At 58.6% G+C, this 26,268-nt stretch carries 23 protein-coding genes and 1 pseudogene; 22 read left to right on the forward strand and 2 right to left on the reverse strand.

From position 1 onward, the window contains the following. The 7 genes and pseudogenes from H8E27_15685 to H8E27_15715 form a co-directional block, all read left to right on the forward strand. A partial coding sequence (locus tag H8E27_15685; GenBank protein ID MBC8327059.1) for an alkaline phosphatase D family protein occupies positions 1–1,408 on the forward strand: 1,408 nt, incomplete at its 5' end. Between the two features lie 119 nt (positions 1,409–1,527). Then, positions 1,528–2,676, forward strand: a complete 1,149-nt coding sequence (locus tag H8E27_15690) for a beta-agarase (GenBank protein ID MBC8327060.1) — start codon at positions 1,528–1,530, stop codon at positions 2,674–2,676. Between the two features lie 82 nt (positions 2,677–2,758). Beyond that, a complete protein-coding gene (locus tag H8E27_15695) occupies positions 2,759–4,540 on the forward strand; it encodes an arylsulfatase (GenBank protein ID MBC8327061.1) in 1,782 nt (593 codons plus the stop codon). A 28-nt stretch (positions 4,541–4,568) separates the two neighbouring features. Beyond that, positions 4,569–4,901: a hypothetical protein gene (locus H8E27_15700; GenBank protein MBC8327062.1), complete on the forward strand. Its 333-nt coding sequence runs from the start codon at positions 4,569–4,571 to the stop codon at positions 4,899–4,901. After that, a pseudogene (locus tag H8E27_15705) lies at positions 4,849–5,305 on the forward strand (hypothetical protein). Before H8E27_15700 ends, H8E27_15705 begins: the two are co-directional and overlap by 53 nt. A gap of 32 nt (positions 5,306–5,337) precedes the next feature. Then, entirely contained in the window at positions 5,338–6,537 is a 1,200-nt protein-coding gene (locus H8E27_15710) for an alpha/beta hydrolase fold domain-containing protein (GenBank protein MBC8327063.1), read from the forward strand. 7 nt (positions 6,538–6,544) lie between these two features. Then, positions 6,545–6,823, forward strand: a complete 279-nt coding sequence (locus tag H8E27_15715) for a sulfatase-like hydrolase/transferase (protein MBC8327064.1) — start codon at positions 6,545–6,547, stop codon at positions 6,821–6,823. On the opposite strand, the gene H8E27_15720 is transcribed toward H8E27_15715, so the two are convergent. Next, on the reverse strand, positions 6,744–7,037 hold the full coding sequence (locus tag H8E27_15720; protein MBC8327065.1) for a hypothetical protein: 294 nt from the start codon (positions 7,035–7,037) through the stop codon (positions 6,744–6,746). The two genes, H8E27_15715 and H8E27_15720, sit on opposite strands and share 80 nt — an antisense overlap. Positions 7,038–7,200: 163 nt before the next feature. Between H8E27_15720 and H8E27_15725 the strand changes: the two genes are divergently transcribed. From H8E27_15725 to H8E27_15750, 6 genes are all read left to right on the forward strand, one after another. After that, positions 7,201–8,619 (forward strand): sulfatase-like hydrolase/transferase, encoded by a 1,419-nt coding sequence (locus H8E27_15725; GenBank protein MBC8327066.1) that lies wholly within the window; start codon positions 7,201–7,203, stop codon positions 8,617–8,619. Positions 8,620–8,771: 152 nt separating this feature from the next. Next, positions 8,772–9,737: a 4-hydroxythreonine-4-phosphate dehydrogenase PdxA gene (gene pdxA / locus H8E27_15730; protein MBC8327067.1), complete on the forward strand. Its 966-nt coding sequence runs from the start codon at positions 8,772–8,774 to the stop codon at positions 9,735–9,737. Beyond that, the gene (locus H8E27_15735; protein MBC8327068.1) at positions 9,734–10,831 is read left to right on the forward strand and encodes a four-carbon acid sugar kinase family protein; all 1,098 of its coding nucleotides are present in this window, start codon (positions 9,734–9,736) and stop codon (positions 10,829–10,831) included. Before pdxA ends, H8E27_15735 begins: the two co-directional genes overlap by 4 nt. Positions 10,832–10,859: 28 nt before the next feature. Further along, positions 10,860–12,398, forward strand: coding sequence for a sulfatase-like hydrolase/transferase (locus H8E27_15740; protein MBC8327069.1), 1,539 nt, complete (start codon positions 10,860–10,862; stop codon positions 12,396–12,398). Positions 12,399–12,408: 10 nt separating this feature from the next. Continuing rightward, the gene (locus H8E27_15745; protein MBC8327070.1) at positions 12,409–13,581 is read left to right on the forward strand and encodes a hypothetical protein; all 1,173 of its coding nucleotides are present in this window, start codon (positions 12,409–12,411) and stop codon (positions 13,579–13,581) included. A 12-nt stretch (positions 13,582–13,593) separates the two neighbouring features. Further along, positions 13,594–14,445 carry an alpha/beta hydrolase gene (locus tag H8E27_15750; protein MBC8327071.1) on the forward strand — a complete coding sequence of 284 codons (852 nt, stop codon included), beginning with the start codon at positions 13,594–13,596 and terminating at the stop codon, positions 14,443–14,445. 71 nt (positions 14,446–14,516) lie between these two features. On the opposite strand, the gene H8E27_15755 is transcribed toward H8E27_15750, so the two are convergent. After that, positions 14,517–15,371 (reverse strand): shikimate dehydrogenase, encoded by an 855-nt coding sequence (locus H8E27_15755; protein MBC8327072.1) that lies wholly within the window; start codon positions 15,369–15,371, stop codon positions 14,517–14,519. Between the two features lie 356 nt (positions 15,372–15,727). On the opposite strand from H8E27_15755, the gene H8E27_15760 reads away from it, so the two are divergent. The 9 genes from H8E27_15760 to H8E27_15800 form a co-directional block, all read left to right on the forward strand. Continuing rightward, positions 15,728–15,919 carry a hypothetical protein gene (locus H8E27_15760; protein MBC8327073.1) on the forward strand — a complete coding sequence of 64 codons (192 nt, stop codon included), beginning with the start codon at positions 15,728–15,730 and terminating at the stop codon, positions 15,917–15,919. Between the two features lie 65 nt (positions 15,920–15,984). Then, entirely contained in the window at positions 15,985–16,326 is a 342-nt protein-coding gene (locus tag H8E27_15765) for a hypothetical protein (GenBank protein MBC8327074.1), read from the forward strand. Positions 16,327–16,581: 255 nt separating this feature from the next. Further along, complete coding sequence (locus tag H8E27_15770; protein ID MBC8327075.1) at positions 16,582–19,149, forward strand: discoidin domain-containing protein; 2,568 nt, start codon at positions 16,582–16,584, stop codon at positions 19,147–19,149. Between the two features lie 108 nt (positions 19,150–19,257). Then, positions 19,258–22,200, forward strand: a complete 2,943-nt coding sequence (locus tag H8E27_15775; GenBank protein MBC8327076.1) for a hypothetical protein — start codon at positions 19,258–19,260, stop codon at positions 22,198–22,200. Positions 22,201–22,307: 107 nt separating this feature from the next. After that, positions 22,308–23,630 (forward strand): Gfo/Idh/MocA family oxidoreductase, encoded by a 1,323-nt coding sequence (locus H8E27_15780; GenBank protein ID MBC8327077.1) that lies wholly within the window; start codon positions 22,308–22,310, stop codon positions 23,628–23,630. Next, positions 23,627–24,601 (forward strand): TauD/TfdA family dioxygenase, encoded by a 975-nt coding sequence (locus H8E27_15785; GenBank protein ID MBC8327078.1) that lies wholly within the window; start codon positions 23,627–23,629, stop codon positions 24,599–24,601. Before H8E27_15780 ends, H8E27_15785 begins: the two co-directional genes overlap by 4 nt. A gap of 124 nt (positions 24,602–24,725) precedes the next feature. Then, positions 24,726–24,929, forward strand: coding sequence for a type II toxin-antitoxin system HicB family antitoxin (locus H8E27_15790; GenBank protein MBC8327079.1), 204 nt, complete (start codon positions 24,726–24,728; stop codon positions 24,927–24,929). Then, positions 24,926–25,132, forward strand: coding sequence for a type II toxin-antitoxin system HicA family toxin (locus H8E27_15795; protein ID MBC8327080.1), 207 nt, complete (start codon positions 24,926–24,928; stop codon positions 25,130–25,132). The genes H8E27_15790 and H8E27_15795 overlap by 4 nt, the downstream gene beginning before the upstream one ends. Before the next feature lie 47 nt (positions 25,133–25,179). Further along, positions 25,180–26,268 (forward strand): DUF1549 domain-containing protein (locus H8E27_15800; protein ID MBC8327081.1); only part of this gene is annotated, 1,089 nt, incomplete at its 3' end.

Below are 26,268 nucleotides of genomic sequence, written 5' to 3' on the forward strand. Positions count from 1 at the left end.
AGGCGATCCGGAACCGGATGGGGTGGTGTTGTGGACGCGGTTGGCGCCGCAACCCTTGACCGGCGGAGGCCTGCCGCCTTTGCCGATCCGCACCCGTTGGGAGGTGGCCACCGATGAGGCGTTTAAGAATATCGTGCGCCATGGTCGCGCACTGGCCTTGCCGCAACTGGGGCATTCCGTTCATGTGGAGGTGGATGGACTTAAGCCGCATCACTGGTATTACTATCGGTTTCATACCGGCAACGAAACCAGCCCGGTGGGCCGTACGCGCACGGCGCCGGAGACGGAGGCGCTGCCCGAGCGGCTGCGGTTTGCCTTTACCTCATGCCAACATTTTGAGAGCGGCTACTTCAACGGCTACCCGCACATGGCGAAGGAGGATCTCGATCTCATTGTGCATTTGGGCGATTACATTTATGAGTATCGCGGTGCTGACAACCGGCCGCGCAAGCATCTGGGCGGGGAGATCGAGACACTGGATGAGTATCGCACGCGCTACGCGCAGTACCGGCTGGACCCGATGTTGGCCGAGGCGCACCGGCTCTTCCCATGGCTCGTGACCTGGGATGACCACGAGTTCGACAACAACTACGCGGACCTCGTCTCTGAAGAGGAAGGCATCGCGCCGGAGAAATTTCTGGCCCGCCGGATGAATGCCTATCAGGCCTACTACGAATTCATGCCACTGCGTCGCCGGTCATTTCCGCAGGGGCCGCACATGACGCTCTATCGCGGCTGTCCGTACGGGCGGTTGGCGAATTTTCACGTGCTCGACACGCGCCAGTACCGCACCGATCAACCCAACGGCGACCATCAAAAACCGATGGTCGGCAAAGCGCTCGACCCGCAAGCCACTATGCTCGGTGCCCGACAGGAGCATTGGTTGATGCAAAGTTTGGCGCAGTCCACGGCGACTTGGAATGTATTGGCGCAGCAAGTGATGATGGCTCCGCTCAATCGCGGCGAGGGCGAGGATGCACGCTACAGCATGGACCAATGGCCCGGCTACGAGGTCAGCCGGCGACGGTTGCTGAAGTTTTTCCATGAACGCCGCGTGCCCAACCCGGTGGTGTTGACCGGCGATATCCACGTGAACTGGGTGACTGATCTGCAGCTGGATTTTCAGGCGGATAACTCGCCGGTGGTCGGCACTGAATTTGTCGGCACGGCGATGTCCTCCGGCGGCAACGGCGGCAACCGTATCACCGAGTACGAACGCGCCGCGGCGCAAAATGAGTTCGTGCGCTATTACAATTCCAACCGCGGCTACGTGTCTTGTGAACTGACCCCCCAAACCTGGACCACCCATTTCCGAACCACACCGTTCGTCGACAAGCCCGGTTCCCCGATCGTCAACCAAGCCAGTTTCATCGTCGAGAACGGCCGCCCCGGCGCTAAACGCGCTTAGGTCTTTCTTTCCGAAACTGTGTTGGTGAAGCAAAGCGAGCCCACGGACGTTGCCCTCGTCGGCTGCTCCATTTCCGGATTGCCAACAGGGGCCGGCTCAAGGTCTGATGCGTTTTTGGCATGCGACATCTCTCATTCATTTTTCTCTCCGTCATCTTTTCGAACGTCTTTGGGCTTTGTGGGGCTCAGCCGTCTGCGCCCAAGGGCATTTCGTTTACCAAAATTGATGGCCGGCATTGGCTGACGTCTCCGGATGGTCAGCCGTTTTTCGCGCACGGCATCACGCACGTGAACAATACCCGGATAAAGATCGACTTCGCGAAGTTTTCCAAAGCCTGCAAGGCGGTGGGCTTTAACGCCTACGGATACGGTTGCCCGGAACAACTCCGTGGCGATATGCCGTTCATCGAGAGCTGGAATCATCTCGTGCCCATTTCTTATTATCGGGGCAAAGACAACATCCTGTTCCTCGACATTTTTGATCCCAAGATTCAGGCCAAGCTCGAAAACGGAGTGAAGGCCAATTGCTTTCGCAGTCGTAACAATCCCAATGTCATCGGCTATTGCTGGACGGATCTTGGCGCTTGGCCACTGGAAAATCCTTCGGGCAAGAACTGGGTGAATTACATCCGTAACCTGCCCGAGGATTCCGCGGGTCGTAACGCCTACCGGCAATTTCTTGGCACTTGGAAAGGCGACGACGACAAGGCTCGGGACCGGGCTTTCCTACGACTCATTGCCCGCGAATACTTCCGGGTGGTCGGCGGAGCCCAGCGCAAGTACGCCCCGGGTCGATTGGTCTTTGGCGAGCGGTTTGGCTTAAGCAAACTTCAACGCTTCAGCACGATCGCCCCAGAGGTTCTGGAGGAGATGCTCCCGTACGTGGACGGCATCGCCATCCAGCCTCCGTTCCACGGGGGATTCCCCAAGGCGGAACTCGACGCCGTGTATGAGCAAACCGGCAAACCCATTTTGCTCTGCGACTTTGCCGTGCGCTTCAAGGATGGCGACAAGGATATCCGTAGTTGGAAACCTGAGAAAGATTCCGTCGCCGCCGGCAAGGCTTATGCCGACTACGTGAAGGCGGCGCTCAAGACCGACTACATCGTTGGCGTTTTCTGGTGCAACCCGATGGACACCGCGAAAGGCTTCGGTAAACTCGGCGTGAAGCAGGGTTTTTTCGGCGAAGACCTCTCCGAACGCCCCGGTCTACATCAATCCGTGAAGGAGCTAAACGCCTTCCGCGATCAAATGACGCCCAAACGGTAGGGCGTGCCTTACGGTGCATGATTGACAATTCACCGTTCATCGCGAACGGTGCGCCCGCATCGCAAACTACTTTTTCAACACCATGAAATTACCCGCCTTCTTCCAATCCACACGCACCTTGTTGCTCACCCTCATCGGCTTGGGCGCTCTGGTGCCGGCCGCGCAGGCCGAGCGACCCAACGTGATCGTCATCATGAGCGATGACCAGGGCGGCGGCGACTACGGCTTCATGGGCAACGAGATCATTCGTACGCCCGCGCTGGACGTCATGGCCAAGCGAAGCGGATTGCTCACCAAGTTTTATGTGAGCCCCGTATGCGCGCCGACCCGCGCCAGCCTGATGACTGGGCGTTACAACTACCGCACGCGATGCGTCGACACCTACGTCGGTCGGGCGATGATGGATCCCGCCGAGGTGACCATCGCCGAACTCCTGCGCGCCGCCGAGTATCGCACCGGCATCTACGGCAAATGGCATTTGGGCGATAACTATCCCATGCGCCCCATGGACCAGGGTTTTGAGGACAGCCTCATCCATCGCGGCGGCGGCATTGGTCAACCCTCCGATCCCATCGGCGCCGAGGGCAAGTACACCGATCCGACCCTCCTCAAGAACGGCGTCGAGACTCCGATGAAAGGGTACTGCACGGACATCTATTTCGACGGCGCGATGGATTTCATCGAGGCGGCCGCTAAACGGAAGGAGAATTTTTTTACCTACATCGCCACCAATGCCCCGCACGGTCCGTACCACGACGTGCCTGAGAAACTGTATCAGGAATATCTCAAGGTCGATTTCCGACCGATCATGATTAACAAGAACCCCAGCCCGGCCCGCTTGAAGGCTGAGACCGACAAGCTCGCGCGCATCTGCGCCATGATCACCAATATCGACGAGAACGTGGGCCGTCTCTTCAAGAAACTCGACCAACTCGGCATCCGCGACAACACCATCGTCCTGTACCTCAACGACAACGGCCCCAACTCCATGCGCTACGTCGGCAACATGCGCGGCATGAAAGCGCACATCGACGACGGCGGCGTGCGCTCCCCGCTAGTGTTTCACTGGCCGGCCCAAGTGAAGGCCCGCAAGACCTCCGACGCGCTCTGCGCCCACATCGACCTCATGCCCACACTGCTTGACGCGTGCGGCGTGAAGATCCCCGCGAAGCTGAAAATCGATGGCCGCAGCTTTCTGCCTTTGCTCACCGGCGACAACGCCCCTTGGCCCAAACGACAGGTTGTGATCCAATCCCATCGCGGCAACGCGCCCCGGCTCTATCACCACTTTGCCCTCCACGAAGAACCGTGGAAGCTCGTGCACCCGACCGGCTTCGGCAAGGAAAGCTTTGCCGGCGAACCCCAGCTGGAACTCTACGATCTGAGCAAGGATCCGCGCCAACAAAACAACCTCGCCGCCGAACGCCCCAAGGTCTTTCAGCGGCTGAAGAAAGGTTACGAGGACTGGTTTGCCGACGTCAGTTCCTCTCGGCCAGACAACTATGCCCCACCGCGCATTGTGATCGGCACCAAACATGAACCGCGCTCCGTACTCACGCGACAGGATTGGCGTCACGTCACCGGCCGCCCTTGGGGCCGCGACTCCAACGGCTTCTGGTTGCTCGAAGCCCCCGAGCCCGGCACCTACGAAGTCGAAATCATTTTCAAGGAGACCTATCCCGCCGGTAAAGCCACCATCACCGTCGGCAAATCCCGCCAGCAGCTGGATCTGGCCGCCAACACAAAGCGCGGGCACCTCACGACGATGAAGCTGCCCGCCGGCAAGTTGAAGCTCTCTGTCGAAGCCGACTTCAACGGCAAAATTCAGGGTCCGCATCAAGTGATCCTAAAGCCCAATTGGTAAATTATCGCGAAATAGATTCCATAGTTAAATGAAGCAGACACTATTTTTTCTCATCTCGTTTGCATTCATAGCTAACGGGGCTTCCGAGATTAGTTTAAAGCCTGTATTTGAAAAATCTGCTGATGGAATTTTTCGTCAGAATGGAGAAATTCATTTTGGATTTGAGCTTAGTAATCTCTCGAAAAAGAAATTGGAGATTCGAGTCACATGGGAAGTGGTGACCGATCAAAAAATCCCAATTAGCAAGTCCATCCCTGCTATAATCACCGTTCAGCAGTCTGAAAAACGGGTGGTCAGATATGGCAATAAAATTTCTGAACATGGGACCCGACGGCGCCATGCTGATGGGAGGGCGACTTGACAAAGATCAAAAGACCGGACGCGGCATCGGGTGCGGCGATTGGACCTGTGCGAAGCCGGAGCATTGGCTCTTCGAAGGCACGGGGATGAAAAAAGGGGGGCTCCATCAAGGGGCTCCTCGGTTGGGAATGGCATGGCGCTCCCGCGATGGACCTTCCCGGCATGAACATTGTCGCCGAAGGCGAGGCCACCACCCACGGAAAGGTCGTCGGGAAATACAGCGCCACGCTCTACGACGGTCCCAAAGGCAACGTCGTCTTCAACGCCGCCACGATCTGGTTGGCCAATGGCTTGTCCAGCCCTCCGGGGCATAAGAACCCCTCCCGGCACGGCGTCACCCAACAAGGCCCCGACAAACGCGCGCAGCAAATTACGCATAATTTATTTAAGCGAATTATTCTGTAACCACTTAAAGACAAATGAACACTTAAAGACAAATGAAACGAAGCAACCTGATCCTCCTTACCACGCTCATGCTAGTGTGGGCCACGTCGCCACTAATTGCCGCGAGCAACCCGTTGGCTAAGCAAATCCTCAAGCTGCAACCGCAGGCCGACAAGGATGGCGATGGCAAGTTGTCCAAGGCGGAGGAAGCGGCCCTGCACAAGCTGATCCTCAAACGCTTTCCCCGAGCCGACACGGACGGCGACGGCGCTCTGTCGACCAAGGAGATGCAGGCCGTGATGCGACAAGCGGCTGCCCGGGCCAAACGGCAGGGCGGACAGAAGTCAGGCGCAGGAAAAAACCAAGCCAAAGGACTGAAGCCACCCACTCATGCCAATGTGAAATACGGCGACCACGAACGGAACGTCTTCGACATCTGGCTCGCCGACAGCACCAAGCTCACGCCGTTGGCGATCTACATTCACGGCGGAGGCTTCCGATCCGGCAGCAAGGAAAAGTTGAAATCGAACGATCTCGACAAACTCCTGAAGGCCGGCATCTCCGTGGCTGCGATCAACTATCGCTACATGTCCGTTGCCACTCCATTGCCCGCTCCCCACCACGATGCCCGTCGGGCCTTGCAGTTCATGCGCTCCAAGGCGCAGGGATGGAACATCGACAAAGAACGCGTTGCTGTCTTCGGCGGATCCGCCGGCGCACAGATCTGCATGTGGCTGGCCTTCTCCGACGAAATGGCCAAACCCGACAGCAAGGATCCCATTGAGCGAGAATCGACGCGCCTGACCTGTGTGGCCACGAGCGGTGGTCAAACCACGAACACTCACGAGTTTTGGCGGAACCTGTTTACCTCGTTGCTGGGTCCGGACATTGACTTGAAATCCTTCGCCAGTCCCTTGGAAGGCATCACCGATCCCGAACAAGCCCGAAAGGCCCAATGGGGCGCGCAGACTCTGGAGGAAGCCAACGAAATTGCCAGCCAGCACACGGCGCTCTCGAATATCTCCGCCGACGATCCGCCGATCTTCATGAGCTACGGAATGAACCCGACGGCTAAGCCTCCCACTGACAAAGGGAGGATCCGGGGCTGGGTCATCCACCACGTTAAGTTCGGTCTCGCGCTCAAGGAGAAGACCGATGCCCTCAAACACGAAGCCCATCTGAAATACCCCGGCGCTGAATTGAAATACCAATCACAGGTCGAATTCTTCGTGGACAAACTGTTAAAGAAATAACGTGCCAATGAAACGAATGATGATCCTCACCGTATCCATTCTGTTGTTTTGTGCGACGGAATCGAATGCAAACGTAAAGGCTAAACAAAGGCCCAACGTATTGTTCATCGCCATCGACGATCTGAATGACTGGACGGATACGCTTAAGGGTAACCCTCAGGCCAGAACGCCGCATATGGACAGGCTGGCTTCCAAGGGGATAGTTTTCACCAATGCCCATTGCGCGGCACCCGCCAGCGATCGTAGGAGTCATTCCGAATCTCGCACCAATCCACGCTCACCATGACCACCGGCTTTTCGCCGCCCAGCACGACGACCCCCTTGGCATACAACGGATCGGCCACGCGCTTGGCCTTCCACAACCCACCCATCATCCCGTGCCCAACCGGCACGGTCACCTCCGCACTAAAGGGTGCCACGGCAAATGGCGCGGCCAAGGAAGATATCGTGAGCAGTCCGGAAACCAGCCCGAGGAACAACCCGAATCGCCAATGGATCATGCCCCAGTTTGGCCGCCGCCCAAGCCCGCGGCAAGTGCGGTTTTGCTTACCGATTTTCTAATCATTTTCCCAAACCATTCCAAAACCAAGATCTGAGACGAGGTGGAACTCGTCCCTCCCAATTTCTCTGTGCGCTCGGTGCCTCTGAGGTTAACCTCTGCGCATGCGATTTCTTTTTTTGTGCCTGGCCCTGACGTTAAATGCCGCTGAACGACCGCCCAACATCGTGCTGCTGCTGGCTGACGACCTCGGGTACGGTGAGCTGGGTTGTCAGGGGAACGCTGAGATTCCCACGCCGCACATTGATTCGATTGCCAAGAATGGCGTGCGCTTTACGCAGGGGTACGTGACGGCCGCGTTCTGCAGCGCCTCGCGGGCGGGCATGATGACCGGCCGCTATCAGACGCGGTTTGGATACGAGTTCAACCCGATCGGCGATCACAACGAGGATCCCATGGCCGGGCTGCCGCGCAGCGAACGCACTTTAGCGCGGCATTTGCATGATGTCGGCTACACCACCGGGTTGGTCGGTAAATGGCATTTGGGTGGGCACGCGAAGTTTCATCCTATTCGGCACGGGTTCGATGAGTTTTTTGGATTCACACACGAGGGCCATTACTTTCTTCCGCCGCCGTACAAGGGCATGACCACCTGGCTCCGCCGCAAGGCACTGCCCGGCAACGCGCGCGGACGCTTCACCAGTGCCGATGGCAAGTTGATCTACTCCACCCACATGGGGCACGATGAACCGGCGTATGATGCCAACAATCCCATCGTGCGTGGCGGTCAACCGGTTGAGGAAAAGGCGCACCTTACCGACGCCTTCACCCGCGAGGCCCGCGACTTCATTGAGCGCCATCACGACAAACCGTTTTTTCTCTACCTCGCCTACAACGCTGTGCACAGCCCGTTGCAGGGGGCCGATGCCTACATGAAACAATTCGCCCACATCGAGGATATCCAACGCCGCATCTTCGCTGCCATGCTCGCGCATTTGGATGACAGCGTGGGCGCTGTGCTGGCCGAGTTGCGCAAACAGGGTCTGGAGAAAAACACGCTCGTCATTTTCCTGAGCGACAACGGCGGCCCCACACGCGAACTCACCTCCAGTAACGCCCCTCTGCGCGACGGCAAAGGCAGTGTGTACGAGGGCGGCCTGCGTGTGCCGTTCATGATGCAATGGCCGGGTACCCTGCCCGCCGGCGAAATCTATCGGCAGCCGATCGTTTCGCTGGACCTCTTCGCCACCGCCGCCGCCATTGCCCAGGCCCCGCTCAAGCGCCGGATCGATGGCGTGAATCTCATGCCTTATCTGACCGGCAAAAAAACTGGCGCGCCTCACGCGAGCTTGTACTGGCGCATCGCCACCAAAGCGGCTTACCGCAAGGGTGACTGGAAGATTCTCCGCAACCCGCGCCGTGGCCAGTCCGAGGCTTGGGAGCTGTACCAGCTCGCCGAAGATATTTCCGAAACCAACAACCTCGCCGCCAACCGCACCGACAAACTCGAGGAACTCCGCGCCGAATGGGACCAGCTCAACACCCAAATGATCGAGCCCATCTGGACCCGACCACGCAAGTAACCCCACGGCTCCTCAGTATGCAGGCGCGATGGTTTTTGCCAAAGAGGCACAGCGAGCACAGAGGTTTGGTTTTTGAAATTTCTCTGTGCTCGCTGTGCCTCTGTGGTTAATTTGGCCGCACAAGAATGAGTTTACCCAAAATAGCGGTGACGATGGGGGATCCCGCGGGGGTGGGGCCGGAGGTGTGTTTGCATTTGCTGCAGAACGCCGACCTAGCCGGGCGGTGTGTGCCGATTGTGTTTGGGGACCAGGCAGTGCTGGAGCAGGCGGCCGAGCAGTGTGGCTTGGCGAAGCCGACGACGTACATTAACGGCTTGGCCGAGGCGGAGGGGCCGTGCGTGTTGGATCTGAGCGCCATCGCGCTGAGTGATTTTGAAACGGGCACGATCAATGCCGCCACAGGACGCGCGGGGTACACGTATGTGGAGGACGCCATCAATGCCGCGCTCAGCGGGCAAGTGGCGGCGGTGACCACGGCGCCGCTCAACAAGGAAGCCCTGCGCGCGGCGGGCGTTCCCTTCCCCGGTCACACGGAGATTTTTGCCGCGCTCACGCACGCCCAACGCGCGTGCATGCTGCAGTACTCCAGCGAGGTGCGTTGTGTGTTTGTCACCACGCATGTGCCGTACGCCGAGGTGCCTCGGTTGCTCACGAAAGAACGCATCCTCGACACGCTCGAGCTGGGCGCGCAAGCGATGCGGCGTATTGGTTGCATTAGCGGAACGGAACCGAAGATCGGCGTGCTGGGGCTCAACCCGCATGCCGGCGAGCACGGGTTGTTTGGCAACGAAGAGGAAACGATCATTGGTCCGGCCATCGAAACAGCGCGCGTACGCGGCTTCGATGTCGAAGGCCCGATCCCGCCCGACACGGCCTTTCTGCCTGCCAAACGCCGCGCCACAGATTTTTTTGTTTGTATGTATCACGACCAAGGCCACATCCCGCTGAAAGCGCTGTGCTTCGATGAAGCGGTGAACACCACGCTCGGCCTGCCCATTATTCGCACGTCGGTCGATCACGGCACCGCGCTCGACATTGCCGGCCAAGGGAAGGCTAATCCCAGCAGTTTGTTTGAGGCGGTGAAACTGGCGGTGAAACTCACCGGATCGGCCGCATGATTCTGGTTCTGGCCGATGACCTGTCGGGGGCGGCTGAGTTGGCCGGGATTGCGTTTGCCCACGGACTCACCGCGGAGGTGCAGACGGAGTTGCAACCGCGCACGGAGGCGCAGGTGATTTGTCTGGATACAGACACGCGGCGACTGGAACCGGAGGCGGCCGCGGCGGCGCTGCGGAAATTGACGCGGCGACTCAAGGCGGCTTCGCCGGAATTCATTTTCAAAAAAACCGACTCCGCCTTGCGCGGGAACATCGGGGCGGAGCTGGGTGTGTTGCTGGAGCTCACGGCCCGTGCGCGGGCCGTGTTCGTGCCGGCCAATCCTTCGCGCGGGCGGGTGATTCGCGGAGGCGATTATTTGATTGAAGAGACGCCCCTGCACGAGACGGATTTTGCCCGGGACCCGCAGCATCCGGCGACCACGTCGAATGTGGCGGCGCGGCTGGGGAATGATCCGGCGATCACGATCCCCGATGCCACGAATGAAGCCGATGTGGTAGCAGCGGCGGCCGCGTGTGATGACTTGGTGTTGCCCGCCGGCGCGGGCGATTTTTTTGCGGCCCTGCTCGAGACGCGCGGCCATGCGGCCATGCCGGCGGAGATCACGGCGGCAGCCGGGCCGGCGTTGTTTGTGTGCGGCAGTCTGGCGGCGTGGGGACGCGGCCGGTCCAGCCAATGCGAAATGCGCGGGGTACCGGTGTGCGCCATGCCGGCGGAATTGTTCGGGCAAAGCGACCATCCGGCGGCGCTCCACGCGTGGGTGCAATCGGCCTGCGCCGCGCTGGGCGAGCACGGCGCGGTGATGCTGGCGATCGGACGAATCAAAGCGGTCGAACGCGCGGCGCTTCTGGAAGCGCGTTTGGCGCAGGCGATGGCGATGGTGCTCGCGCAAATGGAAGTGGCGCGGCTGTTGCTCGAGGGCGGCGCCACGGCCTCGGCGGCGTTGTGCCGGCTGAAGTGGTCGCGTCTGTCGGCGGTGGATTTGGCCGCGGCGGATCTGCCGGGCCTGCGGATGGCAGAAGACGGCCCGAGGGTGTTCATCAAGCCGGGCAGTTATGACTGGCCCGATTCGGTTTGGCCCGAGGAAGAAAATTGATTAGCGTGGTGCGCGTTCACCCTAAACCATGAAAACATTGCTTCCGGTCTTTGCCATCCTCCTCTTCAGCTTATCCAACCTGTCCGCGGCCAAGCTGCCCAACATCATGGTGTTTCTGATTGATGACATGGGCGTAATGGACACGTCCGTGCCGTTCCTCACCGATGAGAATGGCAAGCCCAAGCGGTATCCGTTGAACGACTACTACCGCACGCCGGGGATGGAGCGACTGGCGAAGCAGGGTATCCGGTTCAATCAGTTTTATGCCATGAGCGTATGTTCCCCCACGCGAATCTCGATCATGACCGGCCAAAACGCCGCGCGTCATCGCGCCACCAACTGGATCAACCCGCGCGGCAACAACCGCGGGACCAATGGCCCGAATGGCTGGAATTGGCCTGGCCTGAAGAAAGGCGACGTGACATTGCCCGGCGTGCTACGCACTCAGGGCTATAAGACCATCCACGTGGGCAAGGCGCACTTTGGGCCGAATGATCACGAGGGCTCCGAACCCTTAAACCTCGGCTTCGACATCAATGTCGGCGGTGCTTCCTTTGGCGCGCCCGGTAGTTATTACGCGGAAAAGAAATACGGCAAAGGCACGCGGCGCGGGCATCACGCCGTCCCGCATCTCGACAAGTACCATGACTCGGACACGTTCCTTTCCGAGGCCCTTACTATTGAAGCCAAGAAAAACATCACCGAGATCGTCCAAAGCGATCAGCCGTTCTTTCTACACTTCTCGCATTACGCCGTGCATTCGCCGTTTGAATCCGACCCGCGCTTTGCTGCCCATTATGCGGATTCAGGTAAGCCCAAGAGCGCCCAGGCCTTTGCCACATTGATTGCAGGCATGGACAAATCGCTCAATGACATGCTCGATCATTTTGAAAAACTCGGCGTGGCAGAGGACACGCTGGTGATCTTCCTCGGCGACAACGGCTCGGACGCTCCGCTTGGGCACCAACACGCGGTCGCCTGCTCGGCGCCGTTGCGCGGCAAGAAAGGAGCGCATTACGAAGGCGGCATGCGCGTGCCTTTCATCGCGGCCTGGGCCAAACCCAATGCCAAGAACGCTCACCAACAACGCCTCTCCATCCCGGCCAATCGACTCCTGCCGCAGGTGGCCAATGTCACCGACCTGTTCCCCACCCTGCTCCAACTGGCCGACGCCAAGGCGCCCAAGGGCCACACGGTTGACGGGCGATCCATTCTCCTGCCGCTCACCGGCAGCCGCGATCAGCTCGCGCACCAGCAGTTTCTCATGCATTACCCGCACGGCCCGCATCGCAGTAATTATTTTACCGTGTGGCGCGATGGCGATTGGAAGGTCATCTACCACAACTTCCCCAAGACCCCGCCCCTCGGCGGCAAACCCCAATCCGGTGGCGACCGCTACGAGCTGTTCAATTTGGTGAAGGATCCGTTTGAATCCACCAACGTCGCCAAAGACAACCCCGAGGTGCTCCGTAAAATGATGCAAGGTCTGGCGGCTCAGTTGAAACACCACAATGCCGTCTACCCGCAGGATCAAGCCGGCAACGCGCTGAAACCCATCGTGCCTTAAGGTGTAAAAAATGAAAATTGGACTCCTATTCGTGACCCTACTCGCGCTGCCTTTAGCGGCGGCGACGGCGAAATTTGCCGTCAATCCACTGACCGAGGCGCAAGCGCGCGAGTACAAGCTGGACACCGGCTTCTACAAAAAGGCGACGGAGGTTCAGGGCATCCTGATCGTTACTTCTGGGCGCGTGGCCGATGTGGCGCATCACGAGACGGCGTATCAGTTCGACATGCTCATGCGCGGCTTGAAGCCCGAGATTGCCGAGCGCATTCGCAAGAAGCGCGTGCTCTGTCTCCTGATCGGCCACAACGAACTAACCTCCCAACTGCCGCAGTTCGCCACAGACAAAATCGGCAAGGAACTGGACTTTTACAACTGGCGCCGGCGCGGCTTTCTCACGCGCATCGGCACGCGGCCCACCGTGGTGTTCGCCGAGGAAGACGTGATGGAATACGAGGGCGGCATGCGGTTGGAGAGTATTTTGGTGCATGAATTCGGCCACGTCGTGCACGGCGCAGGCTTCGACGACGCCCTGCAAAAACGGCTGACCGCCACCTTCGAGAATGTCGCCAAGACCGGTATCTGGAACGACGGCCGCGCCGCCCAACGTTTTCGCCGCGTGCAAAGCAACAAACCGGTACGGCTGTTGGCGGAATTGAAAAAAGCGTTTCCGCTCGAATCACTGGAATTGCTCAAGCGCGCCCTGAGTGAGGGGGATATTTTGGTGAACGGCAAGAAGACGGACCTGAACGCCATGGTCACGCAAAAGGATAAAGTCTCGATCGTCTTCGGCGGCCCCAAGCGCTGCTACGCCTCGCGCAATCGCGCCGAGTATTGGGCGGAGATTTACCAGTGCTGGTTCAACACCAACCGCACCATGGACCACGACCACAACCACATCCACACCCGCGCCCAGCTCATCAAATACGATCCCATGGGCGCGAAGCTGTGCGAGGATGTGCTCGGCAAACCCGACTGGCGCTTCGTCTCCCCGCGCGACCGCGCCGGCCAAGCGCACTTAAAAACCTATGACCCCGCCAAGGCGCCGGTGGTCGAGGATCTGCCGCACATCAAGGTGGCCGCGAATGATTATTACGATAAATACTGGAACGATTTCTGGCAGCGCCTCTACGACAAGTACGAGCTCGCCAGCCCCCAAGGCCGCCGGGATTCGAAGAACAAATAAACCGCCCACGCCATGCGCCTCTTCGTTGCCCTGTTCCTGACCGCCCTCACGATGTCCGCTGCGCCGTTCAAAAAAATTACGAACCTTCAGTACGCCAAAGTGGCCGATCAGGCGCTGGCGCTGGACCTCTATTTACCAACCGCCCAGAACGCGCCTCTCATCGTCTGGGTGCACGGCGGCGCGTGGCGCGCGGGCAGCAAAGATTTCATGCCGCTCACTGCGCTGGTGGAACGCGGCTACGCCGTGGCCAGCGTGGATTACCGACTCAGCACCGTGGCGAAATTCCCCGCGCTGATTCACGACTGCAAAGGCGCCATCCGCTGGCTGCGCGCGCACGCCGGGAAATACGGCTACAATGCCCAACGCATTTGCATCGCGGGCAATTCCGCCGGCGGCCATCTGGCGGCTTTGATCGGCACCAGCAACGGCGTGGCCGCGCTCGAGGGCACCGTGGGGGGTAACGCAGAACAGTCTTCCGACGTGCAGGCCATCGCGAGCTACTACGGTGCCAGCAACCTGACCAGCATCCTCAGCCAATCCACCCCGCACGGCCTCAGCGTCCGCGTGCCGGCGCTCAAGTTGTTGCTGGGGGACACGCCGGAGAAAACCGAGGTCTTGGCCAAGCTCGCCAGCCCGGTGTTTCACGTGGATAAAAACGATCCGCCCCTCCTCCTGCTGCACGGCGATCAAGATCCGCAAATGCCGATCAACCAAGCACACGAACTACACGGCCGCTACAAAGCCCTGAAGCTCGATGTCGCCTTCGAAGTGCTGCACGGCGCCGCCCACGGGGGCGAGATGTTTTACGACGCCAACCGCAACGCCGTGGTCAAAGCGTTCCTCGATCGCACCCTGCGAAAATAAATCCTCCCGGGAAGGGCAAGATCCACCTTGCCCCATTGTTCCCTCCGCGTCTCCGCGCCTCCGCGTGAGCCTTACGCGCCAAACAACTCTTCCAACCGCGCGCGCATGACATTGCCGTCCACCGTTTCGCCGGTCCAATACTCAATACCGGTGATGCCCTGATTGACAAGCATGCCGAGGCCGTCGATGACCGTGCAGCCCTTGGCTTCGGCATCGCGCACGAGCTGCGTGCGCGGCGGGTTGGGAATCACATCGGCCACCACCATCTCGGCCGTGAGCGAATCGAGATCCAGCGCGAGCTTTGCCTCGGCATCGGCGAGGCCAATGCTGGTGGCGTTGATCACCACGTCCGTGCCGGCGGGCACCGCAAAATCGCCGCCCCACGCTTCCAACACCGCCGCCACCGGTGTCTTTTCGTTCAACAACGAAACGAGCTCATTACCGCGATCCGCGCTGCGGTTAACCACCGTGATGTGAGCCGCACCGGCCAGAGCGCATTCCACGCCAATCGCCCGCGCGGCACCGCCGGCGCCGAACATCACCAGCTTTTTCCCAGCCGGATCCACCACCTCTTGCAGGCTTTTCAAAAACCCTTTGCCATCGGTGTTTTCACCAATGTACTGGCCATCACGGCGCACCGCGCAGTTCACCGCGCCGATCACACTGGCCGATTCGCCCAGTCCATCGAGATGCTCAATCACCGCCACCTTATGCGGGATGGAACAATTGAAGCCAGCCCAGTTCATCGCGCGCGCCCCGGCCACGGCGGCGGCCAGCTGCTCCGGCGGCACCTCGGTGTTCAGATAACGGTAATGCAGCCCGTGATGGCGATAAGCGGCCTCGACCATTTCAACGGTGGGATTCTCGGCCGCTGGTTGGGAAAACGAGCCGGTAATGTGATGCAGGAAATTGTGTTCTTCAGACATGATATTTTCAGTGCGGTTGCGGACTCGCAGGCTCGTCCCTCCAGGGGTGCGGTGGATTGGAGGGACGAGCCTGCGAGTCCGTTCGGTTCGGCAAATGAAACCAAACCCCCGCTCAGGGCAAAAGAAAAAACCCGGGCAGACATTGCCGCAGCCCTTCAAGCAGACCAGCCAAGGCCAAGGATGATTGGGAGAAAGCCTATGCGGTTTGGCTCAAAAAATTGGGCCCAAACCATCCCAATACGAAGCTCGTGAAAGGCCAACTGGACGCGCTGAAGGAGTGATGGACGCTCCGAACCTTTGATCCGGCCCATAAAACAGGCTTTCCCGAGTTCGGGATAAAGGGTTAGGCGTGCCCGATGGCCTGTTTGGCGCGCCAAACCTTTGTTCCTAAGCTCCAAACCTTACATCTCGCCCGCAAAACCCTTCATCGCGCGGTCAAAACCTTTGTTCCCGCGCTTCAGATCAAAGGTTTTTTGCTCCAGAAAAGCCTGTTTTTCAGGGCTTATTTGGTTTCAGTAAAAAAAGTTGGAGATTTTTTAGAATTCTAGGGGCGCGATTCATAGGATATAGAGATATGATTATTAAGAATCAAAAGGTCCAAAGAGCGGACCTCATGAAAGCAGCTCTCGAAAATAACAACGCCACCGAGGTGGACTTCGCGGGGATGACCTACGCACAGTTCTGCTCCGGCGTGGCGCCTTCGTTTGCCAAGCGCAAACACTATGAGGAAAGCCTGATGACCGCGGCCGGTCAGCGACAGGAGATTGATAATGCGGACCTCGATACCGCCGAGCACGTGGCGCACATGCGCGATGCGATTCGGTGCCATCCGGATTACGGCCCCAACAGTGCGCTCTATGTGCAGTGCGGGTACGTGGCGGATAATCAAAAGAAAAGCGGGCTCACACGGCCCGCCGATGAAGGACAGGACGAATCCAGTGAATTGGAGGAGTGATGTCCGTCTCATTCCCCAAACCGGCAGCAGGTCTTCGGACCTGTTGACCGGTGGGGGTGTGATTAACCTTCGGGTGCGGGATTGAAACCGGTGCTCGTGATTCACCACAGAGACCCAGAGGGCACAGAGAAAATGATTTGATAAATCCTCTGTGCTCTCTGGATCTCTGTGGTGAAGATGAGGTGACCGGAAAAAGCCAAGCTTGCGTGTGGTGAAGCGGCCGCTAGAGTTTCGCGTCCAAGCATTACCGCAAACATGATTCGTACTCTTCTTTTCCTCGGAGCAGCGCTGGGCATGGTGCTGCCGGTCACGGCCCAAAATGATTTTCCGCCGCAACCGGTGCCGAAATTTCTCTCGCCGGCGGAGAGCCAGAAACTGTTTCAGTTGCCGGAAGGCTATTCGCTGGAGCTGGTATTGAGTGAGCCACAGATCAAGGAGCCGGCGGTGGCGGTGTTTGACGGCGACGGCAATCTCTTTGTCGCCGAGATGCGGACTTACATGCAGGACATCGACGGCTCAGGCAAGTTCGACAAGGTCAGCCGCGTGTCCAAGCACATGGATACCAATGGCGACGGGAAGTTCGACAAGCACATTGTGTTCATTGACAAGCTGATGTTGCCGCGCATTTTGCTGCCGCTGGATGACCGCTTGATTGTCGGTGAAACGAACACGCTCGACCTCTACGCCTACCGCGATACCGATGGCGATGGCGTGGCGGATGAGAAGAAGCTTTTTTACAAGGGCGGCCCACGCGGCGGCAATCTGGAGCATCAGCCGAGCGGGCTGATTTGGAGCATGGATAACTGGCTCTACACCACCTACAACGCGTGGCGGCTGCGGCTGGATCCCAAGAGTGGCACGTTGCGTCGCGAGGGCACGGCCAACAACGGCGGCCAATGGGGTCTCACGCAGGATAATCACGGCAAGCCGTGGTACGTGAACGCCGGCGGCGAACGCGGTCCGTTGAATTTTCAGGTGCCGATTGTGTACGGAGCACTCAATGCGCGGGATCAGTTTGCGCAAAATTATCGCACGGTCTATCCGCTGGTGCCCATCCCCGATGTGCAGGGTGGCAACCGCCGTTTCCGGCCGCAGGAAAAAACGCTGAACCATTTCACCGCCACCTGCGGGCAGGAAATTTATCGCGGCGACCGGCTGCCCAAGGAATTGCTGGGCAACCTGTTCTTCGGCGAACCCGTCGGGCGGCTCGTGCGCCGCACGGTCATCAAGAACGACGGCGGCGTGTCGCTCCTCAGCAATCCGCACCCGGAATCGGAATTCATCCGCACGCCAGACGCCTACTTCCGGCCGATCAACGCGGTGACCGCGCCCGATGGCACCTTATATATTGTGGACATGTACCGCGGCATCATTCAGGAAGGCAACTGGGTGCGACAAGGCTCCTACCTGCGCAAGGTCGTCCAGCAATACCAGCTCGATAAAGCCATCGGCCGCGGCCGCATCTGGCGGCTCGTGCATAAAGACCACCAACCGGGCCCCCAACCGAAGATGCTCAAGGAAACCCCCGCCCAACTCGTCGCCCATCTCGCGCATCCCAACGGTTGGTGGCGCGATACCGCCCAGAAACTGCTCATCCTCAAGGGCGACACCTCGGTGACCGGCGCCTTGAAAGATCTCGCGGCCACCCACGACCAATACCTCACCCGCATGCACGCGCTCTGGACGTTGGAAGGGCTGGAGCAACTCGATGCCTCCCTCATTCGCACAGCCCTAGCTGATCCCCATCCACAGGTGCGTGTGGCCGGTATTCGCATCATTGAATCCCTCCACAAAGCCGGCGACCAATCGCTCCTGGCGGATTTGGAAAAAATGACTGGGGACAAACACGGCGAGGTCGTGCTGCAGGCTCTGATGTCCGCCAAACATTTGGGCGTCGAGGAATGGCAAGCTTGGGCCGCAACCGCCCGCGAGACCAATGATTCCCGCGCTGTGCAGGAACTCTCCCCGCAACTCAGCGGCGGCGGCAGCGCGCCGGCCAATCGGCCTACCTTCAATGCCGCCCAACTCAAAGTGCTCAAGAAGGGCGAAGGCATTTACAAGAGCCTGTGTTTCACCTGCCACGGCAAAGACGGCAAAGGCACGCCCGTGCCCGATGGCAAGAAGGGCGAAACGCTCGCGGCCTCTTTCGTCAACAACCGCACCATCCTCGGGCATCCAGAGATGTCCATCAACGTCGTGCTCCACGGCCTCACTGGCCCGGTGGACGGCAAGACCTACCCGAACCAGATGATCCCGATGAAATCCTACGACGATGAATGGATCGCCTCGGTGCTCAGCTACGTGCGCAATAATTTTGGCAACCGCGCGCAGTTCATCACCCCCGCGCAAGTAGCCGCCACCCGCAAGGCCACCGTGGACCAGAAAGAACCGTGGACCATTGACGCCCTGCGCGCCGCCGTGCCGCAATATTTGCCGGACCGGAAGAAATGGAAGTTCACCGCCAGCCATAATGTCGGCAAGGCCTCCGCCGCCGTCGACGGCAGTGCCACTTCGCGCTTCGACACCGGCACGGCCATGGTACCCGGCATGTGGTTCGCCATTGAGCTACCGGCCGTCCGCGAAGTAAGCGGCCTGCAGTTGGAGACCTTTGCCTCGCCGATGGATTATCCCGATGGCTACGAGGTGCGGGTCTCCACTGATGGCAAGACTTGGTCCGACCCCGTTGCCAAAGGCCGCGGCCCCGGGCCGATGACGGAAATCTATTTCAAAACCGTCAAGGCGCGTCACATCAAGATCACCCAAACCGGCCGTCGCCCCGGCAAATTCTGGAGCATCCACGAGCTGCAGGTCTACGGCCGGTAAGACACATGGCGCGTGAATGGGCGCCGGAATGATTGCGTCTACTCAAGCCGTCACGGAACGTTGCTGGACGAAATCCGGTGATTATGGCAAAAAGCCCCCTCACATTTTATGAAGAAAATTCTGATCACAGGCATCTTTGCATTGGCGACGTTCGCGGCTAATGCGGCTCAACTGGAACTCAAAAAAGGCGACCATGTCGTGCTCCTTGGCAACACGCTTGCCGAGCGTATGCAGCATCATGGCTGGCTGGAAAGCTACGTGCAGGCGGCGTTACCAAAGCACGAATTGGTGTTTAGGAATCACGGATTTTCAGGCGATAAGGTGAACAGCCGGCCACGGAACAGGGGGTTTATTAACCCACACGAATATCTCAAGATCTCCAAGGCCGATGTGATCATTGCCTTTTGGGGATATAACGAGTCATACGACAAAAACCCGGCCAGTTTCGCGCAGGAATTGATGAAGTGGATCGACGATACCCAAAAGCAAAATTACAGCGGCAAGGGAGCTCCGCGCATTGTACTTTGTTCGCCGATAGCTCACGAGGATCTGAACGATCCAAATCTACCTAGTGGCAAGGCGAACAATGCCCGCCTTATGCAATATGCTGGAGCCACCGAAGCGGCCGCAGCCGTACGCAAAATTCCTTATGTTGATCTATTCCACGCTTCCAAGATGCTCTACGCAAAAAACAAGGAACCTCTGACGATCAATGGCATCCACCCCAATAGCCTCGGCAACAAGCTGATCGCACAGCATTTGGCAAGCAAGCTGATGGGCCTGAAAGTTTCCTCAGACACCCAACAGGTGGAAAGCATCCGCAGTGCTGTACTGGATAAAAATTGGCACTGGCACAACCGCTACCGTGCCACGGACGGCAACGATGTTTGGGGTGGCCGTTCCGGACTGAAGTTTGTGGACGGACAGACCAACCGCGAAGTGTTAATGCACGAGCTGGATATGATCGACGTGATGGTGGCCAACCGCGACAAGAAGGTGTGGGCCCATGCTAACGGTAATCCATCCTACAAGGTCAATGATTCAAATGTACCCCCACCGGTAAGCGTGAAATCCAACGTGGGGGGCAAATCCAGGAGCAGTAACGCGCAAAAAGAAGGGGTTAAAAACTATATGACCCCGAACGAAACCGCCGCCCAGTTGCAGCTGGCCAAGGGTCTCAAGGTGAATGTCTTCGCTTCGGAAGAAATGTTTCCTGAATTGAGTAATCCGGTTCAAATGGCCGTGGATACCAAGGGCCGCCTCTGGGCCGCCACCTGGCCCACCTACCCCAAGTGGGAGCCGCTCAAGAAAATGGACGACCGCCTGCTGATCCTCCCCGATGAGAATCGCGACGGCGTGGCCGACAAGGCCATCACCTTCGCCAAGGTGCACAACCCCACCGGATTTGAATTCTGGAACGGCGGCGTCATCGTGGCCAGCGTGCCCGACATCCTGTTTCTGAAAGACACCGACGGCGACGACGTGGCGGATGTACGCATCCGACTCTTTCACGGTCTCGACTCTGCCGATACACATCACTCAGCCAACGCGTTTACATTTGGGCCTGGAGGCAATTTCTATTATCAGCGCGGCGTGTTTCACGTCAGTAACGTTGAAACCCCGTGGACAAAAAACCAACAGCACGGCAACAGTGCCATGTATCGGTTTAACCCCCGCACCTTTGAATACGGTTTTCACGCAAATAACTCACCGAACCCGCACGGCGTGAGCTTCAACTACTGGGGCTATCATTTCGCAACGGACGGCACGGGAGGTCGCGCTTACCAAGTGCGTCCTGACGGTAAGGGAGGTTTCCGGATGCAGACGCTACTGAACAAAACTGTCCGCCCCGTGGCGGCCAGCGGCATTATTTCCAGCCCTCATTTCCCGGACAAATATCAGGGCAACTTCATCCTCCTGAACACCATCGGCTATCTGGGCATCAAGCAGTATAACCTGCTCGATTCAGCCCAAGGGAAGGACACTGATGGGGATGGCTTTAGTGACGAATACGAGGTAGCCAAGAATTCTAAACCAGAGGATGCCAATTCCAAACCCAAAGGGGCACCGGGGGATATCTGGGGTGTGGAAACTGAGAATTTTCTGCAATCACCCAAAGACCGCAACTTCCGTCCCACTGATTATGAGATCGGCAGCGATGGCGCACTGTATGTTTCTGATTGGCAGAACATTATCATCGGCCACATGCAACACAATGTGCGTGACCCCAGCCGCGACCACGAATACGGCCGTGTTTACCGGGTCACCCATGAAGGCCGGCCGCTGATGAAACCCATCAAGGTGGATGGCGAACCCATCGCCAAGCTGCTCGACCTATTAAAGGAGCGTACCAACCTAACGCGGCACCGGGCCCGCATCGAGCTGAGTGAACGGGAAACTCCCGCAGTAATTAGCGAACTTGCTAAATGGATAAAGCAATGGAATCCCAAGAAGGCTGAAGATGCCCACCATCTGCTCGAAGCTCTATGGCTGCACCAGCAACATAACGTGAAGAACCAGAAGCTGCTCGATCAGATGCTGAATTCACCGGTTGCCGATGCCCGTGTTGCCGCTTCGACGGTCAAACAGTTTTGGACCACCTCCGCCTCAATCGCAAGCCAGTCAGCAGAAGTCAAACCCATCGAGAAACAGAAATCTGGCATCCTTTCTGACACCAAGGATCTCACCACCATCCGGATTGCGACCCTCGTCGAGAAGATGAAGTACGATACGCCTGAACTAACCGTGAAAGCCGGCAAGAAAATCAAGCTCATCTTTGCGAACCCCGACTTCATGCCGCACAACATCGTGCTCGTTAATCCCGGAAAACGCGATGCGATAGCCATGCAAGCAATTGGCCTCGGTGCGGAAGGATTTAAGGTTGGATTTGTTCCAAAAAACAAAGACATCCTCTGGGCCAGTAAGCTGATCGATCACGGCAAGGAAGAAGTGATTGAATTCACCGCACCCACGACCCCCGGTGACTACCCCTACGTTTGCACCTTCCCCGGTCACCACCTGCTGATGAGGGGCGTTCTGCACGTGAAATAATCCGTCAGACCTAAACAATTAATTTACCCCGCTGAGTCGGAAACGGCCAGCGGGGTGAATCTTTTCTTGCTTCAATCGTTCATGTGCTCACAATCCGTTCACGCCTTATGAAAAAAACTCAACTTTCCCGTCGCCGTTTCCTGCAGACCACCGCGTTAACCGCAGTGGCAGCTCCCACCATTGTCCCCGGTTCTGTACTGGGCCGGGCGGAGGTCGCGCCGAGCAACCGCATCACCGTTGGCCTCACCGGCTCGGGCAGCCGTGGTACGGGTGTGATGCATTCCTTTCTGCGCGAAGCGGATGCGCAGGTGATTGCCACCTGCGATCCATACGAAACACACGATGGCGGCGGGCGCAACCGCAAGCTCGGCCGCAAGCCGGCTGCCGAGGCGGTTGGGAAAAACTACGGCGGCAAGCCTTGCGACACGCACTCAGATTTTCGTGAGTTGTGTGCGCGCAAGGATTTGGATGTGGTCATCGTCGGCACGCCCGACCATTGGCACGCGCTACAAACGCTCGAGGCACTGCGCAACGGCAAGGATGTTTACTGCGAAAAGCCGGTCACGCATTTGTTTGCCGAGGGCGTGGCGGTTTATAAAGAAGCAGAGAAGCAAAAAGCAATTTTTCAAACCGGATCGCAGCAGCGCTCGGACCGCCGTTTTCATCACGCGGTGGAGTTGGTTTTGAACGGCGTCATCGGCAAAGTGAAAACGGTCGAAGTCGGCCTGCCGCGCGGGCACGACAAAGACAACAACGACTCCACCCCGCACGATTATTCCAAGCGCGCGGATTACCAACAATGGACCGGCCCCGCGCCGATGCTTCCGTACGTTGCCGCCCGCCATCATTGGCATTGGCGCTGGCACCTCGCTTACGGCGGCGGCCAGCTCATGGATTGGATTGGCCATCACAACGACATTTGCCATTGGATGCTCGGCGAAGACAACGGCGGCCCCACGCGCGTGGAGGCAAAAAATTTCCGGCGCAGCACAGCCAAGAGCTACGACTCGCCCACAACCTATGAGGTGCATTGCGAGTATGCCGGCGGCATCAAGACGAGCATTGGCTCGCACAATCGCATGGGGGTGAAAGTCACCGGCGAGGACGGTTGGGTGTATGTCACGCGCGGCCGAGTGGAGGCTTCGAATCCCGCATGGGCGAAGCTCGATTTCAACGCCGGCAAAATCAAGGCCTACAATTCCCCCGGCCACACGCGCAATTTCCTGGACGGCGTGAAGAGCCGCAAGCCCGCTATCTGCCCCGCCGAAACCGCCCACCGTTCCATCACCCCCGGCCACCTCGGCTACGTTTCCAACACCGTTGGCCGCGCATTGAAATGGGACGCAAAGAAAGAACAAATCATCGGTGACAAACAAGCCAACGCGCTGCTCCAAAAGCTGGGTTTGCGGAAGCCTTGGACCCTCGGATGAGCGGCGAAACCAAACCCTTTACGCTCACCAACCAGCACGAATACCGCGGCCAATCCTTCCCGCTGGCGTTGGAAGTGAACGCCGGCAACCTTGATGACGCCTGCGCGTGGGCACGAGAACACGCCGACGAACTTGACACCCACGCCGCGGAGCAGGGCGCGGTGCTGTTGCGTGGAATGCCGTTGGCCTCACCCGAGGATTTTGATGCCATCGTGGCCGCAATCGGCTTCCCCGTTTTTTCCTACGCCGATTCTCTATCCAACGCCTATCGCATCAACTACACCCCGCGCGTTTTCTCCGCCAATGAAGCGCCGCCCGAGGTCACTATTTTTCTCCATCACGAAATGGCGCAGACGCCTTCGCCGCCGAGCAAACTTTTTTTCTTCTGCCAAACCGCACCCACCGAAGGCGGTGCCACGCCCATTTGCCGCTCTGATATTTTGTGGGAACACCTCGTCGAACAACGCCCCGCCTTCGCCGCCGATTGCAAAAACAAAGGCCTCAAATATTCCAACGTGATGCCCGCCGAGGCCGACAAAGATTCCGGCATGGGCCGCAGTTGGCAATGCACTTTCAGCGCTGAAACCCGCGAAGACGCTGAGGCCCAAATGACTGCCCTCGGCTATACGTGGCAATGGCAACCCAACGGCGACCTGCGCGCCACCACGCCCGTGCTCCCCGCCGTCCGCGATCTCGGCGATGGGCGTGCCAGTTTTTTTAACCAACTTATCGCCGCCTTCAACGGCTGGAAAGACACCCGCAACGACCCCGCCAAGGCCATTACCTTCGGCGACGGTTCGCCGCTGGATCCCGAGGATGTCGCCACCGCCAGCGCCCTCGCCGACGACTGCACCTTCGACCTCCCCTGGCAATCCGGCGACCTCGCCCTCATCGACAACCACACCGCCATGCACGGCCGCCGCACCTTCAAAGGCCCCCGCAAAGTGCTGGCCAGCCTCGTGGCTGCGTAAGGGTTAAACAATTAATCACATTCATCCCGCCAGCACGCCAATTCGGCGGTGGACGTGAAGTGGTTGCAAATCCTCTTCGCGCGTGAAAGCTTGCGAATTCGCGCGATACTGATATTGTATCTGCATGAACTTGAAAGCGATCATCCACGAAGCCAAGGAAGGCGGATACTGGGCCGAGGTGCCGTCACTCCCCGGCTGTGTGACGCAAGGCGAAACGATGGATGAACTCAACGCCAACCTCCGCGAAGCCATCGAAGGCTGGCTGGCAGCGGGTGAGCCGGATTGCGAAATCAGCGCCCCCTCCAAAGTCATCGAGGTGGCCGTGTGAAACAGGTCACGGGCAAACAACTTGCCCGGGCGGTGGAAAAGCAAGGTTGGGAGTTGGCCCGAGTTCAGGGCAGTCACCACATTTTCAAAAAGTCCGGACACCGCGAACGCGTGGTCATCCCCATTCATGGCAATCGCCCGTTGAAAATCGGCCTGCTCAAATCACAAATGAAAATTGCGGGTTTAACCGAAGCGGATCTCTGATCCTTTTCGGTTGAGCAAATTGGCTTGATGCCGTGTAATCAACGGCGATGCATTGTTTCCTGAAAATCTTTTCACTTGGGTTGGTGCTTTCGGCAACGTGCGTCTTGGGCGCGCCGACTGCGGCTCAATTGGAATTTTTTGAAAAGAACATTCGGCCGGTGTTGGTGGAACGTTGCTACGAATGCCACAACAGTGGCGGCAAAGCGAAGGGCGATTTGGTTCTGGATTGGCGCGGTGGCTGGATGGCGGGCGGCGACAGTGGGTTGTTGTTCACGCCGGGCAAGCCGGAGGGAAGCTTGCTGCTGCGCGTGTTGCGGCATCAGGAAAAGGATCTGAAAATGCCGAAGGATGGGCCGAAGCTTTCGGCGGCAGTGGTCAACAATTTTGAGCGTTGGATTGCGATGGGCGCGCCGGATCCGCGATTGAAACCGCCCACGAAAGAACAAATCGCCAAGGCCACCTCGTGGGAAACCACGCTGGAGCGACGGAAAAAATGGTGGAGCTTTCAGCCCATCCGCGATGCCAAACCGCCGAAAGTGAACGGCAATTGGGCCGTGACGGACATCGACCAATTTATCCAAGCCGGTTGGAGTGCAAAAAAACTAAAACCCACCGCTGACGCCCGGCCGGAAATTTTTATCCGGCGCCTCTCTTTCGCGCTCACCGGTTTGCCGCCGACGTCGGAGGAATCCCTTGCGTTCACGAAGGCCGCGGCCATCAATCGTAAATTGGCAATCGAAAATGCCACCGATCGTCTGTTGGCATCGGCGCATTTTGGCGAGCGTTGGGCGCGGCATTGGATGGATTGGGTGCGCTATGCCGAATCGCTCGGCAGCGAGGGCGACCCGCGCGTTCCGCACGCTGTGCAGTATCGCAATTATCTCATCCGCGCGCTGAACGCCGACGTGCCGTACGACCAACTGTTGCGCGAGCACCTCGCCGGCGATCTTCTGCCCAAGCCACGCGTGAACGCCAAGCTCGGCCTCAATGAATCGGCCATTGGCCCGGCACATTATCGTTTCTTTTTGCAGGGCTTCGCGCCCACTGACGCGCTCGATGAATTGGTCCGCACCACCGAGGACCAAATCGATGTCGTCTCCAAAGCTTTCCTCGGCCTCACCGTTTCGTGCGCACGC

Source organism: Limisphaerales bacterium (genome assembly GCA_014382585.1).
Lineage (GTDB): Bacteria > Verrucomicrobiota > Verrucomicrobiia > Limisphaerales > UBA1100 > JACNJL01.